The 17,776-nt window shown below is 36.6% G+C and carries 18 protein-coding genes, 1 pseudogene and 1 riboswitch; of the genes and pseudogenes, 6 read left to right on the top strand and 13 right to left on the bottom strand.

The window, feature by feature from the left end; all coding sequences use genetic code 11:
- Positions 1 to 96 precede the first annotated feature (96 nt).
- The 7 genes from cysC to ACTNDN_RS10545 all read right to left on the bottom strand — a co-directional run bounded on the left by cysC (position 97) and on the right by ACTNDN_RS10545 (position 6,569).
- Positions 97 to 702 carry an adenylyl-sulfate kinase gene (gene cysC, locus ACTNDN_RS10515; RefSeq protein ID WP_031535108.1) on the bottom strand — a complete coding sequence of 202 codons (606 nt, stop codon included), beginning with the start codon at positions 700 to 702 and terminating at the stop codon, positions 97 to 99.
- 15 nt (positions 703 to 717) lie between these two features.
- Positions 718 to 1,866: a sulfate adenylyltransferase gene (gene sat, locus ACTNDN_RS10520; RefSeq protein ID WP_031535110.1), complete on the bottom strand. Its 1,149-nt coding sequence runs from the start codon at positions 1,864 to 1,866 to the stop codon at positions 718 to 720.
- A gap of 66 nt (positions 1,867 to 1,932) precedes the next feature.
- Entirely contained in the window at positions 1,933 to 3,009 is a 1,077-nt protein-coding gene (locus ACTNDN_RS10525; RefSeq protein WP_031535111.1) for an inorganic phosphate transporter, read from the bottom strand.
- A gap of 19 nt (positions 3,010 to 3,028) precedes the next feature.
- Positions 3,029 to 3,745, bottom strand: a complete 717-nt coding sequence (locus tag ACTNDN_RS10530; protein WP_031535113.1) for a phosphoadenylyl-sulfate reductase — start codon at positions 3,743 to 3,745, stop codon at positions 3,029 to 3,031.
- Between the two features lie 187 nt (positions 3,746 to 3,932).
- Positions 3,933 to 4,061 carry a YezD family protein gene (locus tag ACTNDN_RS10535; protein WP_268817803.1) on the bottom strand — a complete coding sequence of 43 codons (129 nt, stop codon included), beginning with the start codon at positions 4,059 to 4,061 and terminating at the stop codon, positions 3,933 to 3,935.
- A 197-nt stretch (positions 4,062 to 4,258) separates the two neighbouring features.
- A riboswitch (SAM riboswitch) is annotated at positions 4,259 to 4,365 on the bottom strand.
- Between the two features lie 422 nt (positions 4,366 to 4,787).
- Entirely contained in the window at positions 4,788 to 5,375 is a 588-nt protein-coding gene (locus tag ACTNDN_RS10540; RefSeq protein WP_031535115.1) for an ECF transporter S component, read from the bottom strand.
- Between the two features lie 300 nt (positions 5,376 to 5,675).
- Positions 5,676 to 6,569, bottom strand: a complete 894-nt coding sequence (locus ACTNDN_RS10545; RefSeq protein ID WP_284561137.1) for a LysR family transcriptional regulator — start codon at positions 6,567 to 6,569, stop codon at positions 5,676 to 5,678.
- Positions 6,570 to 7,007: 438 nt separating this feature from the next.
- Here ACTNDN_RS10545 and ACTNDN_RS10550 point away from each other — a divergent pair, with 438 nt between their 5' ends.
- The 4 genes from ACTNDN_RS10550 (at position 7,008) to ACTNDN_RS10565 (ending at position 12,495) form a co-directional block, all read left to right on the top strand.
- The gene (locus tag ACTNDN_RS10550; RefSeq protein ID WP_284561141.1) at positions 7,008 to 8,834 is read left to right on the top strand and encodes an assimilatory sulfite reductase (NADPH) flavoprotein subunit; all 1,827 of its coding nucleotides are present in this window, start codon (positions 7,008 to 7,010) and stop codon (positions 8,832 to 8,834) included.
- Between the two features lie 29 nt (positions 8,835 to 8,863).
- A complete protein-coding gene (gene cysI, locus ACTNDN_RS10555) occupies positions 8,864 to 10,588 on the top strand; it encodes an assimilatory sulfite reductase (NADPH) hemoprotein subunit (RefSeq protein WP_109768663.1) in 1,725 nt (574 codons plus the stop codon).
- A gap of 343 nt (positions 10,589 to 10,931) precedes the next feature.
- The gene (locus ACTNDN_RS10560; RefSeq protein ID WP_109768664.1) at positions 10,932 to 11,552 is read left to right on the top strand and encodes a cupin domain-containing protein; all 621 of its coding nucleotides are present in this window, start codon (positions 10,932 to 10,934) and stop codon (positions 11,550 to 11,552) included.
- Between the two features lie 31 nt (positions 11,553 to 11,583).
- A complete protein-coding gene (locus ACTNDN_RS10565) occupies positions 11,584 to 12,495 on the top strand; it encodes an SDR family oxidoreductase (RefSeq protein WP_109768665.1) in 912 nt (303 codons plus the stop codon).
- 52 nt (positions 12,496 to 12,547) lie between these two features.
- Here ACTNDN_RS10565 and ACTNDN_RS10570 read toward each other — a convergent pair whose 3' ends face one another.
- Complete coding sequence (locus ACTNDN_RS10570) at positions 12,548 to 13,387, bottom strand: beta-galactosidase trimerization domain-containing protein (RefSeq protein ID WP_311297098.1); 840 nt, start codon at positions 13,385 to 13,387, stop codon at positions 12,548 to 12,550.
- On the opposite strand from ACTNDN_RS10570, the pseudogene ACTNDN_RS10575 reads away from it, so the two are divergent.
- Together ACTNDN_RS10575 and ACTNDN_RS10580 are read left to right on the top strand one after the other, a co-directional pair.
- Positions 13,335 to 13,748, top strand: a pseudogene (locus tag ACTNDN_RS10575) (substrate-binding domain-containing protein); the annotation flags it as partial. The gene ACTNDN_RS10570 and the pseudogene ACTNDN_RS10575 sit on opposite strands and share 53 nt — an antisense overlap.
- 122 nt (positions 13,749 to 13,870) lie before the next feature.
- Positions 13,871 to 14,362: a CBO0543 family protein gene (locus tag ACTNDN_RS10580; protein WP_419181477.1), complete on the top strand. Its 492-nt coding sequence runs from the start codon at positions 13,871 to 13,873 to the stop codon at positions 14,360 to 14,362.
- Here ACTNDN_RS10580 and ACTNDN_RS10585 read toward each other — a convergent pair.
- The 5 genes from ACTNDN_RS10585 to ACTNDN_RS10605 all read right to left on the bottom strand — a co-directional run bounded on the left by ACTNDN_RS10585 (position 14,359) and on the right by ACTNDN_RS10605 (position 17,601).
- The gene (locus tag ACTNDN_RS10585; protein ID WP_441131236.1) at positions 14,359 to 15,084 is read right to left on the bottom strand and encodes a YjjG family noncanonical pyrimidine nucleotidase; all 726 of its coding nucleotides are present in this window, start codon (positions 15,082 to 15,084) and stop codon (positions 14,359 to 14,361) included. The genes ACTNDN_RS10580 and ACTNDN_RS10585 overlap by 4 nt on opposite strands.
- A gap of 66 nt (positions 15,085 to 15,150) precedes the next feature.
- Positions 15,151 to 15,627, bottom strand: a complete 477-nt coding sequence (locus tag ACTNDN_RS10590) for a DMT family transporter (RefSeq protein WP_109768668.1) — start codon at positions 15,625 to 15,627, stop codon at positions 15,151 to 15,153.
- Between the two features lie 3 nt (positions 15,628 to 15,630).
- The gene (locus ACTNDN_RS10595) at positions 15,631 to 16,344 is read right to left on the bottom strand and encodes a Crp/Fnr family transcriptional regulator (protein ID WP_109768669.1); all 714 of its coding nucleotides are present in this window, start codon (positions 16,342 to 16,344) and stop codon (positions 15,631 to 15,633) included.
- A 12-nt stretch (positions 16,345 to 16,356) separates the two neighbouring features.
- Entirely contained in the window at positions 16,357 to 16,782 is a 426-nt protein-coding gene (locus ACTNDN_RS10600; RefSeq protein ID WP_235252557.1) for a DMT family transporter, read from the bottom strand.
- Between the two features lie 177 nt (positions 16,783 to 16,959).
- Complete coding sequence (locus ACTNDN_RS10605) at positions 16,960 to 17,601, bottom strand: FMN-dependent NADH-azoreductase (protein WP_109768671.1); 642 nt, start codon at positions 17,599 to 17,601, stop codon at positions 16,960 to 16,962.
- Positions 17,602 to 17,776: the final 175 nt, after the last annotated feature.

Here is a 17,776-nt window from a genome sequence, read left to right on the forward strand (position 1 = left end):
TTGTTTCTCTTAGGTTAATGAAAAGAGGGGAAAGGAAATACCAATGAACGGATAGTTATCCCACAGACCACGCCCAGGTTTCTCCTTTTCCCTACATTAAGAGATGTAATATTCTTTTTCTTTTAAATATTGTACGATTTGTTCCACACACTCATCAATAGAATATTTTTCTGTATCCACTACTATTTCGGGATGAACGGGCTCCTCATATGGAGAACTAATCCCTGTAAAATCTTTAATGATGCCTTTCCTTGCCTTCTCGTACAAGCCTTTCGGATCCCTTGCTTCACAAGCCTCTAAAGAACACTTTATATATACTTCAATAAACTCGTTTTCTTCTAATAAAGCTCTAACCCTATCACGATCTTCACGAAATGGAGAAATGAAGGCAGTTAGTACTACATGCCCACTATCTACAAAAAGCTTACTTACTTCTCCAATCCTTCTGATGTTTTCTTTTCGATCCTCATCAGAAAATCCTAAGTCTTTATTAATTCCAAAACGAATATTGTCTCCATCTAGGACATAGCTATTTGTCTGATCGTCAAATAATCTTTTGGCGACAGCATTTGCAACCGTCGATTTTCCAGAGCCAGATAACCCTGTAAACCATAGGACATAGCTATGATGCTTATTTTTTTCTCTTCTATCCTTTTTTGTTACAGCATGATCATGCCATGTGATATTTGTACTTTGGCTCAAAACGTTCTCTCTCCTTTAAGAATGGATTTCTTGTTTTTGTAACCCTTTGATTAGCACTTCCACTACTTCTTTACGGCTAAATGTACTTGGTGGAATTTCTCCGTTTCTTAAAAGTTCACGAACCTTTGTACCAGATAAAATTTCATGATGTTCACTACCGTGTGGGCAAGTCTTTGTAGAAGCCATGTTTTCACATTTCTTACAATAGAAACTATGTTCAAAGAATAAAAGATTAATGCCTAGCTCATCTTGGGTAAATTGAGCAAAGATTCTTTGTGCATCATATGTTCCATAGTAGCTTCCAACTCCTGCATGATCACGACCTACAATAAAATGAGTACAGCCATAGTTCTTTCTTACCATCGCATGGAACACCGCTTCTCTTGGGCCTGCATAGCGCATAGCAGCTGGAAATACAGCTAAGAAAACACGATCTTCTGGATAGTAGTTTTTCAATAGGACTTGATAGCTTTCCATACGAACATCTGCGGGAATATCATCAGACTTTGTTTCTCCTACCAATGGGTTTAAAAATAGACCATCGACAATTTCAAGCGCTGATTTTTGAATATATTCATGAGCACGGTGAACTGGATTTCTTGTTTGGAACCCTACTACTGTCTTCCAGCCCTTTTCCGCAAACACAGCTCTTGTTTCTGCTGGATCTAAGTAAAAACTACTAAAATCTGTTTTATCTACTTTCTTTACTAGTTTAATTGGTCCGCCAAGATAAATATTTCCTCGGTCAAACATTTTCTTAACACCCGGATGTGCTAAATCATCTGTACGGTAAACAGATACTGCCTCTTTATCTTTATCTGGAATGTAAATATCCTCTACTGTCAGTACACCATACACTTCTCCTTGATATACTAATTTAACTGTATCGTGAAGATTAATAGATTCTGATTGTTCCTGTGAAATAGGTAATGTAATAGGAATACTCCACACTTCTCCAGTAGATAAGTGCATATTTTCCACAACTGCTTCATAATCTTTTTGTGATAGAAATCCGGTTAGCGGGCTATATGCTCCGTTTCCAATTAGCTCCAGATCACTAAGTGCAACCGTGTCAATTTCTAGTTCTACCTTTAGTTCAGATACATCATATTTAGGATCGTATAAATTAATTAATTTTCCACCGTGTGGTTGACTTAAAGCCATTTTTAACACACCTTTCGTTTTTGATTGTTTTTTTAGGTATAAAAGTCCTTTTTCCAGTTCGTTCTATTAAATCCCGCCACCGTCTTCATAAATAGTGCTATTATCTTCTCGAATGGTTTTCATCAAGCTTATAATTCCAAGTGTTGCAATACAAACACTAAGAATTATAAGTACATTATAGATATCTGCTTTTATGAATACTTGAATTAGACTATAAGAAATAACTAATGATAAGACTGGCGAAACAATCCATACCTTAAATATTCTGAGCACTAATTTCTTTTTCAGCATTCCATATCCATTCTTTGATACTCCAATGCCAATAATTGCTGAACTTGTGACCTGTGTTAATGGCACTGGCAATCCAAATATAGAAGCAATCATAACAAGTGTTGCACCTGTTCCTGAAATGAGTCCTCCTTCAAGCTTGCTAAATTGGACAATTTTCTTCCCATTGGTCTGAAGTACTCTTCCGCCTAACAAAAAGGCTCCAATTGCAATGAAAAAACCACCTACAACTACTCCTGTTTGCATAGATATCATGTTTGCACCAACTAATGGTCCAATAGAGTTTGCGACATTGTTCATCCCTGCAGAGAAAGCTTCAAAGCAGCCAACGATAATGACGAAAATAGATAAATATTTTTCATTACTTGGATTACGTATCCATTCATTTTGACTTTCAAGCTTTCTTATATATTTTCCAGCCCCTAAAGCAATAAAAAAAGAAACGATAGGAACTAAAATCCAAAAAAAGACAATCCATAATATATTCGCAATATATAAGCTTTTAAAAGCTACACCTACTCCTACTACACTACCAACTGTAATTTCACTTGTCGAAAGGGGAATCCCCATTATATTCGCAATAAATAAGGAAAGAGCAGCTGATGATAATATGATTAAAACGATTTTGGCATCAAGGATATTGCTTGGAATTAACCCTTCCCCAACTGTTTTTACTACTTCACTTCCGCCAATAACTGCCCCCAGTAAGATTGCAACTGCACATATGAGCAAAGCTACTCTCTTTTTAGGAATAGCGCCTGATCCATATGCAACACCAAGACTTGCTGCTGCACCACTTGCGCCAATGTTCATTGCAAAAAACAATGACATAATACCTGCTAGAACAACGATCATACCCGTGTACCTCTACTCATTATTGTAAGTGTAACCCGCATTCTGTTTTTCCTTTTCCTGACCATCTTCCAGAACGTAAATCATCCATATTAATAGCTGCCTGTGTACATGTTCTGCAGCCAATGCTAGGATAGCCTTTATCATGAAGAATATTGTAATCTAAAGAATTCTTATGGGCGTATCTCCAAACATCCTTCCATGTCCAATGAATAAGTGGACAAACTTTAATTGACTTAAATTTATTATCTTTATTAAGATATTGTGTGTTTTTTCTTGTTTCCGACTGTTCTCTTCTAAGTCCAGATATCCAAGCAATCGGCTCAGATAATACTTCATTTAAAGGAATCACCTTCCTAATTTCACAGCACTTATTTGGATTAGATAGCCAAAGCTCCTCTCCATATTGAGCTGCCTGTTCCTCTAATGTAATAGCCGGCTTTTTCATTTCTATTTGCAAATCAGGATACCGTTTTTTCACTTTATCAATTAATTCGTAGGTTTCATCAAAATGTACATCTGTATCTAAAAAGACAATATGAGCATCTTTCTTTATTTTCGAGATTAAATCGATTAGCACAATCCCTTCAATTCCAAAGCTACAAGCATAAACAATATCATCTTTATACGTATCATAGGCCCACTTTAAAACCTCTAAAGCTCCCTTTGTCTCCGTTTCACTCGAAAAGTCAACAGGAGGATACGTATCAATTGTTTCATAGGTTAATAACTCACTCATAAACAATCCTCCATCCCTATTAGAAAAGCGTAAGCATCTGGTTATCTGCGTATAACCAACCATTATTTTCTTTAATCGACTATCCCGTTGATTAAATGCCACTTTATGCAAAAAGGCAGCTTTAACCACTTTCTCAGTTAAAGTTGCCTCTAGTTTGTCTAGTCAGCTTCTTTATAAAACGCCTAAATTATTTTCCTAAGCGTATTTTTTCATTTTTTTCAATTTGAATAATTTTCCCATCCTGTACCACTAACGTGACAGATCCAAATTGCATTGTTTTTAAAATTTCTTCTAATTGAGTCTTCACTTTGTCCAGCTGATTTGTTTCCCCCACCAACAAATCCCTCCTTAAAAAAGGTGAAATCCTTATTAACCATTTGCATAGCGCTTGCGCCAGACATTTATTGTACCGAAAACTCTTACCAAATGACTGCTTGGATTTATCCATGTAGAAATCATGCATAAAAGCTAAAAAAATCCTTCCATTCGGAAAGATAGCAGGTAATTATTCTTACCTTATCTTTCAAAATGGCTATCCATTTTGGTGGATTTGGCACCTTGCACTTTAGCAGGTTGCCGGACTTCTTTGGGCCAATTCCCTCAGTCACTCTTGATAAGCATCGTTATTTTCTAAATTTTATCATAATTGCTATTATTGTCAATAAGTTTTTCTAGTTGTTTAGTCGGAATTATATTTTTATTTCCTAGTATTTAAGGAGGAATAATTGTTATCATTATATAAAAAAACATTTTACTGGTGCATGACCGATAATAAAAAAAGAACCTTGTTGCAAAAATAAGGCTGGGACAAAACGAAATAACCAATCTGTAACAACTAACATCTCTAATTTATCTCTTAAATAAAGCTTCTACTTTCTCATGATGGTTATCTATGTTTTTAACTATAGTCACGTGTTAAAACTAAGTCGTTTTAAACCTTTGTCTGAAATAATAAATACGAACATTAATGCGAATTAATTATATTATAAGTCGTGTTTATTATTGATTGAAATGCTTATGTCCCAGCCTCATTTTCCGTTCCTTATTTTTTTCTTATCTTTAACAACGGCTTAGCTATGATTGGTGTAAGAATCCCTGATAGAATTGCTTCTGGTACACCATTTGTGCCAACTATCGCTAGTATCGCTGGCAGAAGATCTTCAACATTCACGCCTATTGCATTTGCATAGCTCTCTCTTACAAATAAGTAGACAAATCCTAACACAAGAATCGTATTGGTTAGTGAACCAATCACACCTGAAATACTCATCGCAATCGTTTCATTCATTCTATCCTTCAGCACTTTGTAAAATAACAGCCCTGCCACTACCCCAATCATCACTCTTGGAAAAACAGATATTAATGGGTTTGTAAAAATAATTGGTGCAAGGGGACTTGTTGGATAGGTGAACGCTCGAACGAACGTAATGACTCCCCAAACGCCTCCAATAATTGCACCATCTACTGGCCCTAACACGATAGCTGCAATAATAACTGTAACCTGAATAATCGTTAAACTCAGTATAGGAGTCGGAATATATCCTAATATCGGAACAATGGTTTGAATGATAATAATTGCGGTAAGCAGACCTAGTAGAACCAAACGAGTTGTTTTGTTTCTTTTTTTCATAGGCAAGTAGTTCTCCTTATTTAGAAAAAGCAGTTCGTTTGCTTTTCCTTCTTTTAATAAAATTCCTTTGTTATCATACTACAAACACTAGTTATTTTTCTATGATATAAGAAGGATTTTCTGCTTTTTCCTTTAGAATGAGATTAATTACTTGCTGTTATACATATGTCCCACCTTAAATGATGAGGACACTGAAAAAGTATAGTTTTTCCAAATTAAATTAGAATTAATTTATTTGAAAGCGAATATTAAGTTGGTTTGGAGAGGTGACCACTTGACTCCTATAGGAACAGCCAATGATTAATCATTATAGGGAAATGTCTCCTTTAATGTCTCAATAAAGGTAAGAACATTTTGTTTCTCCTTCATAATTGGTGCAAATAAATAGGATAGCCTTCTTGTAAAGCGAGTATTTATCACTGAAATAATACACAGATTCCCGTTGTTTACATCCCTTTCAATGACACTTTTTGATAAAAGCGATAAACCATTTCCATTAATCAGTGTCTCCTTGATGCCTTGATTACTACTAATGGTTAAGAAGGATTGGGCTCTTAAGCCATTGGAGCGAATGACATGATTTAAGTATTCTCTCGTCCCTGATCCAACCTCTCTTGTAATCCACGCTTGATCATGTAGTTCTGAAATCGAAATTTCTTCTCGGTATGCTAAAGGGTGATTCATAGATGCGACAATGTATAGCTCATCTTCCATAAAAGGAATAACCTGCAGTTCCTTATCATTTGTCTGCCCTTCAATTAAACCAATGTCTACTTCATATAATCTTACTGCTTGGACAATTTCTTCTGTGTTTCCAATCGTTACTTGTATTTGCAATTCAGGATGCTGCTTTTGCAAATCAAGCAGTACGGAAGGCAAAATATATTCGCCAATCGTAAAACTTGCGCCTATTTTCAGTTCCCCTTTTATTGCATGATGGTGCTCCAAGATATGCTGTCTCGTCTGTTCATATAAGCGAATCATCTGAACGGCACAATCATATAGCATCTGGCCTGTTGGCGTTACTTTTAAATACTTTGGTGAGCGTTCCAATAATTTTGTCTGGAATTCTTTTTCGAGGTTTTTTATATGCAGACTAACACTAGGCTGACTCATAAGGAGCATTTCTGCTGTCTTTGTAAAATTCTTCACTTCAACAAGTGTCACAAATGTCTTTAACGCATCATATTGCATACTTTTCCTCCATCTTAGCTTTCAGTTATTAGAATTACTAATAGTTGCAATTAATTATATGTATTTTACTCATTCTTTTATTTACAGTAAAGTACAATTAGAGTACGTGTAATACGAGGAAAGTTTAGGCAGACCACTTTCATGGTTGAATTGTATGCCATTATGACGCCTAACACAGTCATTTATTAGGTGAATCCTTATCAGATAGCTTTTGTAGTGCAATTAAAATTATAAAGACTAATCTTTAGAAAAAATATTATCCCCCTGCTTGTTCAAAAAAGTAACAGGCTACTTTTATATTTTCTAATCCGATTTGTCTGATAGGATTAATAAATTCACAGTGACAATCCTCTCTTTTCATTATAAAATAAATCTCAAGAATTATCTTACTAATCAAACTATAAAAAGAAATGCTATTATCTATGCGAGGTGAAAGTGTTGCAGCTTCAAGTAATAAACAGTCCCTTTAATCAAGAACAAACCGAATTATTAAACCGTCTTTTACCAACTTTAACTGAATCACAGAAAATTTGGCTAAATGGTTATTTATCTGCTTCCACAGCAGCAATCGCAACAACAGCAGGAGAACCTAGCCTAACTACTTCATTAACGGAACAACAGGTAGCTACTCCCATTACAAAAGACATTACCATTCTTTTTGGATCGCAAACTGGGAATGCACAAAGCCTTGCCAAGGATCACGGCAGTCGCTTAAAGGAATTGGGATTTAATGTAACAGTACAATCAATGGCTGATTTTAAGCCTAATAATCTTAAAAAAATACGAAATCTTCTTATTATTGTTAGCACACATGGAGAAGGTGATCCACCAGATACCGCAATAGCTTTCCATGAATTCCTGCATGGAAAAAGAGCTCCAAAGCTTGAGGATTTCCAATACTCGGTGTTGGCGCTTGGCGATAGCTCTTATGAGTTCTTTTGTGAAACAGGAAAACAATTTGATTCCCGTTTAGAAGAATTAGGCGGAACGAGACTTTACCCACGTGTGGATTGTGATCTCGATTATGAGGAGCCAGCAAGCGAATGGTTCTCAGGTGTTGTTAACGGCTTGAACCTTCAAGCAGAGTCAACAGCCCCTAATCCAATAAGCACAATACCACAATCTATTCGAGATTCTGGCTATTCCCGCAGCAATCCGTATTATGCAGAGATACTTGACGTCATTAATTTAAATGGTCAAGGTTCCAATAAAGAAACATTGCATGTAGAACTTTCTCTTGAGGATTCTGGTATTAGCTTTGAGCCTGGCGACAGCCTCGGGATATTTCCTAATAATGATCCAGAGCTAGTAGATCTTTTAGTAAAAGAACTAGGATTCTCTCCTACAGAAAGTGTAACGATAAATAAACAAGGGGAAGTTCTAGCATTTCGCGAAGCTTTATTAACATACTATGAAATTACTGTTTTAACAAAGCCACTGTTAGAAAAATTTGCAAAAATAGCAGCAAATCCATCTCTAGACGAGCTACTAGCTAAAGGAAATGAAGAAAAACTAAAAGCATATATAAATGGTCGTGACATATTAGATCTTATCCGAGATTTTGGACCGTTAGAGACAAATGCACAAACATTCGCATCCTTGCTTCGTAAACTGCCGACTCGTCTTTATTCCATTGCCAGCAGCTATAAGGCAAATCCAGATGAAGCACATCTAACCATCGGAGCCGTGCGTTACCATGCAAACGGACGAGATCGCAGCGGTGTCTGCTCTGTTCAAATTGCTGAGCGTATTCAGCCAGGAGATAAGCTGCCTATCTATATACAAAACAATGAAAATTTCAAGCTTCCAGAAAATCCAGACACACCTATTATTATGGTTGGTCCTGGGACAGGAGTTGCACCATTCCGTTCTTTCTTGCAAGAAAGAGAAGAAATAGGAGCAGAAGGAAAATCATGGCTATTCTTTGGAGACCAGCATTTTGTCACAGACTTCCTTTATCAAACAGAATGGCAAAATTGGCTTAAAGATGGTGTGTTAACGAAAATGAATATTGCTTTTTCTCGTGATAAAGCAGAAAAGGTATATGTTCAGCACCGTATGCTTGAGCATAGTAAAGAGCTATTTGAATGGCTGGAAGAAGGAGCTGTTCTTTATATTTGTGGAGATGAAAAGCATATGGCGCATGATGTTCATCAAACTCTTCTTGCTATTATTCAAAAAGAAGGTCAAATGTCCTTAGAACAAGCTGAGGAATATGTAGCAGCCATGAAACAAAACAAACGTTACCAACGAGATGTTTACTAATAATATTGCAGGAAAGGAGTTTTTCTAAAATGGCAAAACAAGTATTAAAAGCCCCAGAAGGACCACCAAGTGATGTGGAGCGCATAAAAGAAGAAAGCAATTACTTACGTGGAACTTTAAAGGAATCCATGGAGGAAGAATTAAGCTCAGGCATTTCAGAGGATGATAACCGCTTAATGAAATTCCACGGAAGCTATTTACAGGATGATCGTGATATTCGAAATGAGCGCGCAAAACAAAAATTGGAGCCTGCCTATCAATTTATGCTCCGCGTCCGAACTCCTGGTGGGGTAGCTACACCAGCACAATGGTTAACAATGGATGAATTGGCACAGAAGTATGGAAATAATACATTAAAATTGACAACACGCCAAGCATTCCAAATGCACGGCATTTTAAAATGGAATATGAAACAAACAATCCAAGATATCCATCAATCCTTATTAGATACAATTGCAGCTTGCGGTGATGTAAACCGTAATGTAATGTGTAATCCAAATCCTTATCAATCAGCATTGCATAGTGACGTATATCAATGGTCTCAAAAATTAAGTGATCATTTATTGCCTCGTACACAAGCTTATCATGAGCTATGGTTAGATAAGGAAAAAGTAGCTTTCACTCCAAGTGTGGAGGAAACAGAAGTAGAGCCAATGTATGGAAAATTATATTTACCTAGAAAATTTAAAATTGGAATTGCAGTTCCTCCTTCTAATGATATCGATGTATTCTCCCAAGATCTTGGGTTTATCGCTATTACGGAGAAGGAAGAATTAGTTGGCTTTAACGTTGCCATTGGCGGCGGAATGGGAATGACCCATGGAGATAAAGCAACTTATCCTCAGCTCGCAAAAGTAATTGGATTCTGTACACCAGAACAAATTTTAGAACTTGCTGAAAAAGTTATTACCATTCAACGTGATTACGGAAATCGCTCTGTTCGTAAAAATGCTCGGTTTAAGTATACCGTAGATCGCCTCGGCTTAGAGAATGTTGTGGAAGAATTAGAGAATCGTTTAGGCTGGAAGCTGCAAGATGCGAGAGAATTCCACTTCAATCATAATGGCGACCGCTATGGCTGGGAAAAAGGAATCAAAGGAAAATGGCATTTCACTTTATTTGTCGAAGGCGGTCGCATTAAAGACTATGAAAGCTATCCTTTAATGACCGGTTTACGCGAAATTGCTAAAGTACATACTGGCGATTTTCGATTAACAGCTAATCAAAATTTAGTAATCGCCAATGTATCAAGCCGCAATAAAAAGCAGATTGCTCATTTAATAGAGCAATACGGCATAATGGATGGCAAACGTTTCTCCGCACTTCGTCGCAATTCTATTGCCTGTGTGTCCCTACCAACGTGTGGGCTTGCGATGGCAGAAGCAGAACGATACTTACCAGTCTTAATTGATAAGATTGAAGAAATTGTCGATGAAAACGGGTTGAGAGAAGAAGAAATTACGATTCGTATGACAGGCTGTCCAAATGGCTGTGCTCGCCATGCTTTAGGAGAAATCGGCTTTATTGGGAAAGGTCCTGGAAAATACAATATGTACTTAGGCGCTGCCTTCAACGGAAGCCGTTTAAGCAAACTATATCGCGAAAATGTCGGCGAGGAAGAAATCTTGTCTGAACTTCGCGTCTTGCTCCCACGTTTTGCAAAAGAACGCATAGAAAATGAACACTTTGGCGATTTTGTCATTCGTGCTGGCATTGTTAAAGAAGTAACAGATGGTATGAATTTCCACGATTGAGATTAGGTTATGAATATATTGCACCACTTTAATCATTTTTGATTGGGTGGTGTTTTTTGTTTAGGTTTGGAATTATATTTTGGCGTTTGGTTCATATTTTCATCGTTTGGATCATATCTTCTTTTTTCGGACTATTTCTGCGAAGTTAGATTGTATCCCTTTAATTCGGAGCATATATTATAGCTTCCCCTAATCCTTTCAAACTTTTACTCAACTCCACAACTCTAAATCATCTCCATTGCAAATCAAAACCAATTTTCCACTCATAGGGCAACCTCGTTTTGTATATATTTAAGCTAGTAATCCATATTAATTTTCTACTTAAAAAATAGGAGGCTTGTATATGTCTGTTAATCCAGCTTCTCCTTCCTTCCAGCTCTTTGGTGATTCGACCCAGTCTGTTAATTATAGAAGGGATTCTTATAATTACATTACACAGTTATTTTCTGATCAAATGCCGGCTATACATACTGGATTATTCAATGTGCATCTTAATCAGGGAATCATTGTTCAGCCGCACTGGCACACAAATGTAAATGAACTTGTATTCGTCATTAGTGGAGAAGCTATGACGTCTGTCTTCAATCCCTTTACTCAAAGCATTATGACTTACCATCTAATGCCAGGGCAAGCATCCCAATTTCCAAAAGGTTGGTTTCATTGGATAGTAGCATTGCGAAATAATACGCATTTCCTTACTATCTTTGATCAGCCCAAACCGGATATTGTGTTTGGTTCTGATTTTTTACGCTTTTTGCCAAAAGAAATTGCTAACAGAGCATATTGCGTAAATGAAACTGCCTACGCAAACGCAATCGCCCCAATCAAACAATCTACAATTCTTGGACCACCACCAGGGTGTGAACAAAATGGAGGAATAACAAATCAAATCAATCATTACACACAACCTTCACCTACTGCTCATCCTTATCTAGACATTTCCTCTCCTCCTTACCCATATTAATGTTTACTAAGTAGCCGAAAAAATCATATGGATGGAGGTTAATTCTGTGACAAATAAGAAGCATTATGGATCTGAAACAAAATGTGAAGAAATCGAATGGTCTTTTCCGCCGCAACAGCAATCAAGGCAGCCCGGTTTTGAATACCTAATGGATCCCTTGCCCATTTTTGATAATCCTAAATATATCGGAACAGGTAAATTAAAAGGACGTATTGCCATTATCACTGGTGGGGATAGTGGAATCGGTAGAGCGGTGGCAGTGGCTTTTGCAAAAGAGGGAGCAAATATCATTATCGCTTACTATGATGAACATACAGATGCCGAAACAACCAAACAGGCTATCGAGCATTATGGAAGCTCTTGCTTGCTTATTCCAGGAGATCTGAGAAGAAAAGAACATTGTGAATCTATTGTCCAGAAAACGCTGGAAACATTTGGCGAAATTGATATTTTGGTTAATAATGCAGCTGTTCAATTTTTTCAGAATGACTTAACAGCGATATCTGATGAACAATGGGACCTAACCTTCGATGTTAATATTCACGCTTATTTTCACTTAACAAAGGCAACCTTGCCTTACTTGAAAAAAGGAGCTAGTATTGTGAATACAACATCACTAGTTGCCTATATCGGCGTAAGCCAATTGATTGACTATACAACTACAAAAGGGGCAATTGTTAGTTATACAAGAGCATTAGCTAATAGTCTCGTCGGTAAAGGCATCCGAGTGAACGCTGTCGCACCTGGCCCATTTTGGACACCTATCCAACCCGCATCGCAACCAGCTGAAAATATTGCTACATTAGGGTCGGATGTGCCGATGAAACGTGCTGGCCAACCATACGAAATTGCCCCAGTATACGTACTGCTTGCCTCAGACGACGGCTCATATATGACGGGACAAACGATTCATGTAAATGGCGGTGCTATGGTCACAACCTAGCACGCACCAAAAAGACGACAATATCTGTCGTCCTTTTTGGTTATTGCCTATATTACTTTTCTTTTTTCAATACCATTACTTCATAAGGTAAAAGTTCTATATGCTCTTGCTTTATCTCCTCTGTAAGCAGGTCGTATAAAGGCTCTTTTACCGTAATCGATTGCTTTTGTTCTGTAAAATTCATGACAAATAAATAGCAATGCTCATCCGATTCCCTTCTTTGGACCGATACACCATCTTCATGGACAATTTCGTTTTCCACTTGGAGATTCATTTCCTTTTGGATATCCCCATATAAATCATCTAAAAATGCTTGTTCCGTTCTAGCACCTATAAAATAAGCTTTTCCCTTCCCATAGCTATTTTTTACAACCGCAGGATTTCCTTGATAAAAGTCTTCCATATAAGTGCCTAACACTTCTGCTTCTTTCGCTTCCAAAATAGTACAGTAATCCTTTATTTCATATTGCTTTCCATTATAAGCAAGCACATTTCGATCTTTTGGATAAAGTGTATCTGTTTCTTTTACTCCCATCCCAAATATACGTTTTAAGGACGTTGGCCACCCTGATAGATGGGCAAGGTCTGTCTCATTAACAAGCCCACTAATATAAGAACTTACGAGCGTTCCACCATTTGCAACATAGTTTTCTAACTTTGAAATGGTTTCATTAGACATCATATAAAGCATTGGTGCCATCACGAGATCATAAGAAGTAATATCTTGATTTAGGGTTACAATATCAACACTAATATCCTTCTTCCAGAAACTATGATAATGTTTTTGAAGTGTCTGTGGATATTGCTTGGTTGCATTGGAGAACCCTTGTGCATCATTTAAGGCGTTTCGAATGCATATGAAGGATTTGGGAATACTTGACGAAAGGTATATTTTTGGCGAAAGACATTTTTCCGTAAATGATGGCTACAGGGTTACAAAAAAAGTAATGGACGACTTAAAAGAGGAATTGCCCACAGCCTTCTTTATTGCTTCTGACCCGATTGCAGTTGGCAGTCTTCAGGCTTTTAATGAATATAATATATCCATTCCAAACAGAGTTAGTATCATAAGCGTGAATAATATTAGTGTCGCAAAGTATGTCTCACCTCCATTGACTACCTTTCATATTGATATACCGGAACTATGCAAAACAGGTGTTTCTTTACTCCTCGAACAGATTCTGGATCAACGAAAGATTCCAAAGACTGTTTTACTTCAGTCGGAATTAATTAAACGAAAAAGCGCATTATAAAAAAGAAGATTTTCTTAAAAGCATCAGAACAGATGCTTTTTTCATATTTTCTCTCCCTTTGGATAAACTATGAAAAAACTATCCCTACCATATGGACGGATATATTGCTAATAAGACAGGTGATGAAAGTGGAACGGAAAATATTAAGATTCCTTTTCCTTTTGGGAATTGGACTTTTACCAGTTATCTTTAGAAAAAAACCAGCAAAGGACTGGTTTCTCGTCTTCTTTTTTAAAGGATATTTATCCAGTTTTGTGGATAGCATTGTCACTTCAAAAAAATGGCTCAATTTCCCTGTGCGGTTTCTGCCAAAGCATTTTCAAATTAATATTTTATTTGATTACTTATTATTCCCAATCACTTGCGTTGCTTATAATCAAATAAGCCAACATTCCAAATTGCCTGGAATTATACTCAAATCATTTTACTTTAGCATTCCAATGACATTTATAGAGGTTCTATTAGAAAAATACACAAATTTAATAAAATATAATAAAGGCTGGCATTGGTATGATACTTTATTGACAGAAACATGCACTTTTCTCCTTTCAAGAACCTGCATTGGTTTTGTTCGAAAATTAGACAAGGATAATAAAAAACAATCGTTCCTTTAATGGCTCGATTGTTTTTCTCTCTTTAAAAGAAGGAATAGCTCTTCTAATTTTGCGATTTCGTAGGTTGGCTGAACATCCAAGCTATTATCCATCTTTAGTGGGTTAATCCAGCAAGTATCGATTCCCGCATTATGCCCGCCTTGAATATCTGCGCTTAATGAATCGCCAATAATTAAAGCCGTTTCCTTGTTAAAGGAAGGAATTCGGTCGAAACAATAATCAAAGAACTCCTTCATTGGTTTTTGATAGCCCGTATCCTCTGAGACAAAAATAGCTTTAAATAATGGATATAGACCAGATGATTTTAATCGTTTCTCTTGTGTTGCCGACATGCCATTCGTCACAATATATAAATCAAAATGATTTGAAATCTTTACGATTAAATCCATCGCTCCATCTAGCAGCTGGTTTCCCTCTCCTAAATATTCACGATAGCTTTGTTCTAATAAAGCTCCATCTACTTTCTTGCCCATCTTCTCAAAGAATAAAGTAAACCTTGTATTAACAACCTCATCACGCGTAATTCCCCCTGCTTCAAACGATTTCCACAAGCCTTGATTTAGCTGTTGGTACTGTCTTTTCCATTCTTCCTTATAAGAGACTCCTTGCTCCTGCAGCAATAACCGAAAAGCTTGGTCTTCCGCAGCTGCAAAGTCCAGCAGTGTATCATCTACATCGAAAAGCAGAGTTTGATACTTCTTTACGTCCCTTACTTCCTCCATTGCTTGATTCGTCTTCGCGATAGCTTTGCCATCATCTTTCCTTATCCCCTGCATACAAATACTCTCCTATCGTTTCGCCAGTTCTTTCACAGGCTGTTTCTTTTCTGAAGCTCCTCCCATTTTGAAAACAAGAATTCCACCGATGATGACTAGGACCCCTATTAACTGCTGTGGGGTAAATGGAACCTTCTCTAATCCCAATAAGCCAAAAGAATCGAATAATAAGGCAAAAACAAGTTGAGAGGACAGGGAAATCGAAACGGCATACGTTGCTCCCAAATGCCTGATTCCTTTTGTCATACAAACAACAACACCAACACCGATAATCCCGCTGAACCAGTACCATGTCTGCATATTTTCTAGATGAAAAAGACCCATTCCTTCTGTAATAAAGCCCAGAATAAAAGAAGCAATAAATCCTAGCGCTAATACTAAAGTAGTCGTAGCCCAAAGACCCGCCTTCTGATTGACACGATTATTAAAGATGTTTTGTACCCCAACAAGACTACCGCTAATAAACGCAATAAGTAAGCCATATATCATGTTTTATTCACCCAATCCTTCTTCATAAATACTTTTTCCAGCTAAGCTGGTTAAACCATCCCGATTTTTCACCACAATAAATCCCTTTTTCCGTTCAATCAGACCAGCCTGACAAAATTGCTGTATCACTCTATTTAAGTGGCGATAACTAGTGCCAATTAAATTCGCTGTATCCTTTAAATTAATTTCATTTCGTTCCTGATTGTATAAAGGATCCTCTTTATCAAAAGAAACAGACAATAAATAACTAGCCAATCTTACTTCTACGGGATAGAACAAATTGAATCGCATTGAGCTCGATTTGATATAGAATTTCTTTGTTATGATATCCAGCAAAAACTGTAGGAATGGTGCATAGTCACTCGCATATTGCTTTAAATGCCGCTTATGGACACCTATTACCACTACATCTGTTATCGCTTCAACTGTATTAAGAATATCAGTATTTCGTACATATTCAACGTCCCCAACCATTTCTATTGGTGTTTTAAAAGAAAGAATTAACGTTTTTCCTTCTGCTGTCGTTGTATATATTTTCATCTTTCCATCTACCAAAATGTAAAGATATTCAGATGCCTGTCCTTGCGTACAAATAAATTCTCCTTGGTTAAAAGCATAAAGATGTAAATGCACTTTCAACTTTTCCGGAAAAATAGCTTCTAATTGAAATTTACGCATATATTCTTCTACTTGCTCTACATTTCCAATCTCTTTCACGGATGGGTCTCCTTACATTTTTAATAAAAGAACACCTAATATCATCATGCCAATTCCTATAAACTGCGGCATCTTCATCTGCTGCTTCTCCAAACCGAACCAACCATTGCTATCTATAATAAAGGTCATAAACAGCTGGGCAATTAAAGCAGTGGAAATGGTTAGTGTGGCCCCTATTAAATGCATCGCTGTAATCGTGCTAAAAATAACGACCGATGCAAAGGAACCTCCCGTTAAATATAATGGCTTTACTTGTTTATATTTTGAAAATGCTTCTTCTTTCACTACTAATAAAATGATAAGGGCTAACACAAATCCCGTAAACTGAGTAATGGTAGCGGCTTGCCATGAACCAATATCCTGGCTAATCCTTGCATTCGCCACTCCTTGCAGGGTAATAAAGGCACCACCCATAAACGCAAATAATATACCTCTCATTTGTTCGACTCCTTGCTATTTAATTTCCTTTATAAAGATAATCGAATTCTAAAAATAGGAAAAGGACATATGTCCTAAATTTGCCCTTTTCCTAGTATAAACTTTTTCCCATAAAAAAACTCCGTTTGAAAAATTATTTTCAGACGGAGTTACTCTATTTAATCTAGTTAATTTCTATTAAACAGTTTGTGCTACTAATTTATTTGCAACAGCAGCAACTTTTTGTAAACCTTCTTCAATGATAGAAGCAGCTTTATCAGGCATTGCGTTATGTCCTTCGATAATAACCTCATCCATAATTTCCATTCCAAATACGCCACCAAATACTGCACGCATATAATTAACAGCCATTTCAGATGAAGCAGCTTCTGGAGTAGAGTAAATACCACCACGAGCGTTTAAAATAATTGCTTTTTTATCTGTCATTAGTTGAATCATGTTACCTTCTGCATCAAATTTAAATGCAAAACCTGCAGCATATACATAATCAATAAACGTTTGTAATTTAGCTGGAATAGTTAAGTTCCAAAGCGGGAATGCGAATACTACTAAATCAGCAGCAGTTAAAGCATCCATTGCTTTTTGTTTTGCAGCTAATAAACGTTGCTCTATATCTGTTAATTCTGTTCCGCTTTGTACTTTACCGAAAGCATCGAATAATTCTTGACCAAAGTAAGGAGTATCTTCTGCATATACATCATATACATTTACATTAAGGTTTTCAGCACCTTTAATAGACTCCATAAACGTTTCATACATTTTGCTTGATACAGCTTCAGAAGCTGGGCGATTGTTTGCTTTTACTACTAATACATTCATTTTATTGCATTTTCCTTTCCCTCTTACAAATTTAAAACTAATGTGAATATCATAACAAACAAAATACCTCTAAGGCAAATATTTTTAAATAAAGATATTTCATTAAATATTTCCAGTTAAATTATGCATAATCCATTCCACTCGAATAAGGAAAAAAGTAAAATAGGAATAAATA

Origin of the sequence: Niallia sp. HCP3S3_B10 (genome assembly GCF_052064465.1) — a bacterium.
In the GTDB taxonomy this organism is placed as follows: domain Bacteria; phylum Bacillota; class Bacilli; order Bacillales; family Cytobacillaceae; genus Niallia; species Niallia hominis.

Coding starts and splice junctions, on each gene's coding strand:
- ACTNDN_RS10565 (WP_109768665.1), top strand. CDS start 11,584: ATGGAGGTTAATTCTGTGACAAATAAGAAGCATTATGGATCTGAAACA.
- cysI (WP_109768663.1), top strand. CDS start 8,864: ATGGCAAAACAAGTATTAAAAGCCCCAGAAGGACCACCAAGTGATGTG.
- ACTNDN_RS10540 (WP_031535115.1), bottom strand. CDS start 5,375: ATGAAAAAAAGAAACAAAACAACTCGTTTGGTTCTACTAGGTCTGCTT.
- ACTNDN_RS10525 (WP_031535111.1), bottom strand. CDS start 3,009: ATGATCGTTGTTCTAGCAGGTATTATGTCATTGTTTTTTGCAATGAAC.
- ACTNDN_RS10530 (WP_031535113.1), bottom strand. CDS start 3,745: ATGAGTGAGTTATTAACCTATGAAACAATTGATACGTATCCTCCTGTT.
- ACTNDN_RS10560 (WP_109768664.1), top strand. CDS start 10,932: ATGTCTGTTAATCCAGCTTCTCCTTCCTTCCAGCTCTTTGGTGATTCG.
- ACTNDN_RS10590 (WP_109768668.1), bottom strand. CDS start 15,627: ATGATATATGGCTTACTTATTGCGTTTATTAGCGGTAGTCTTGTTGGG.
- ACTNDN_RS10580 (WP_419181477.1), top strand. CDS start 13,871: ATGAAAGTGGAACGGAAAATATTAAGATTCCTTTTCCTTTTGGGAATT.
- sat (WP_031535110.1), bottom strand. CDS start 1,866: ATGGCTTTAAGTCAACCACACGGTGGAAAATTAATTAATTTATACGAT.
- ACTNDN_RS10545 (WP_284561137.1), bottom strand. CDS start 6,569: ATGCAATATGATGCGTTAAAGACATTTGTGACACTTGTTGAAGTGAAG.
- ACTNDN_RS10585 (WP_441131236.1), bottom strand. CDS start 15,084: ATGGAGGAAGTAAGGGACGTAAAGAAGTATCAAACTCTGCTTTTCGAT.
- ACTNDN_RS10605 (WP_109768671.1), bottom strand. CDS start 17,601: ATGAATGTATTAGTAGTAAAAGCAAACAATCGCCCAGCTTCTGAAGCT.
- ACTNDN_RS10600 (WP_235252557.1), bottom strand. CDS start 16,782: ATGAGAGGTATATTATTTGCGTTTATGGGTGGTGCCTTTATTACCCTG.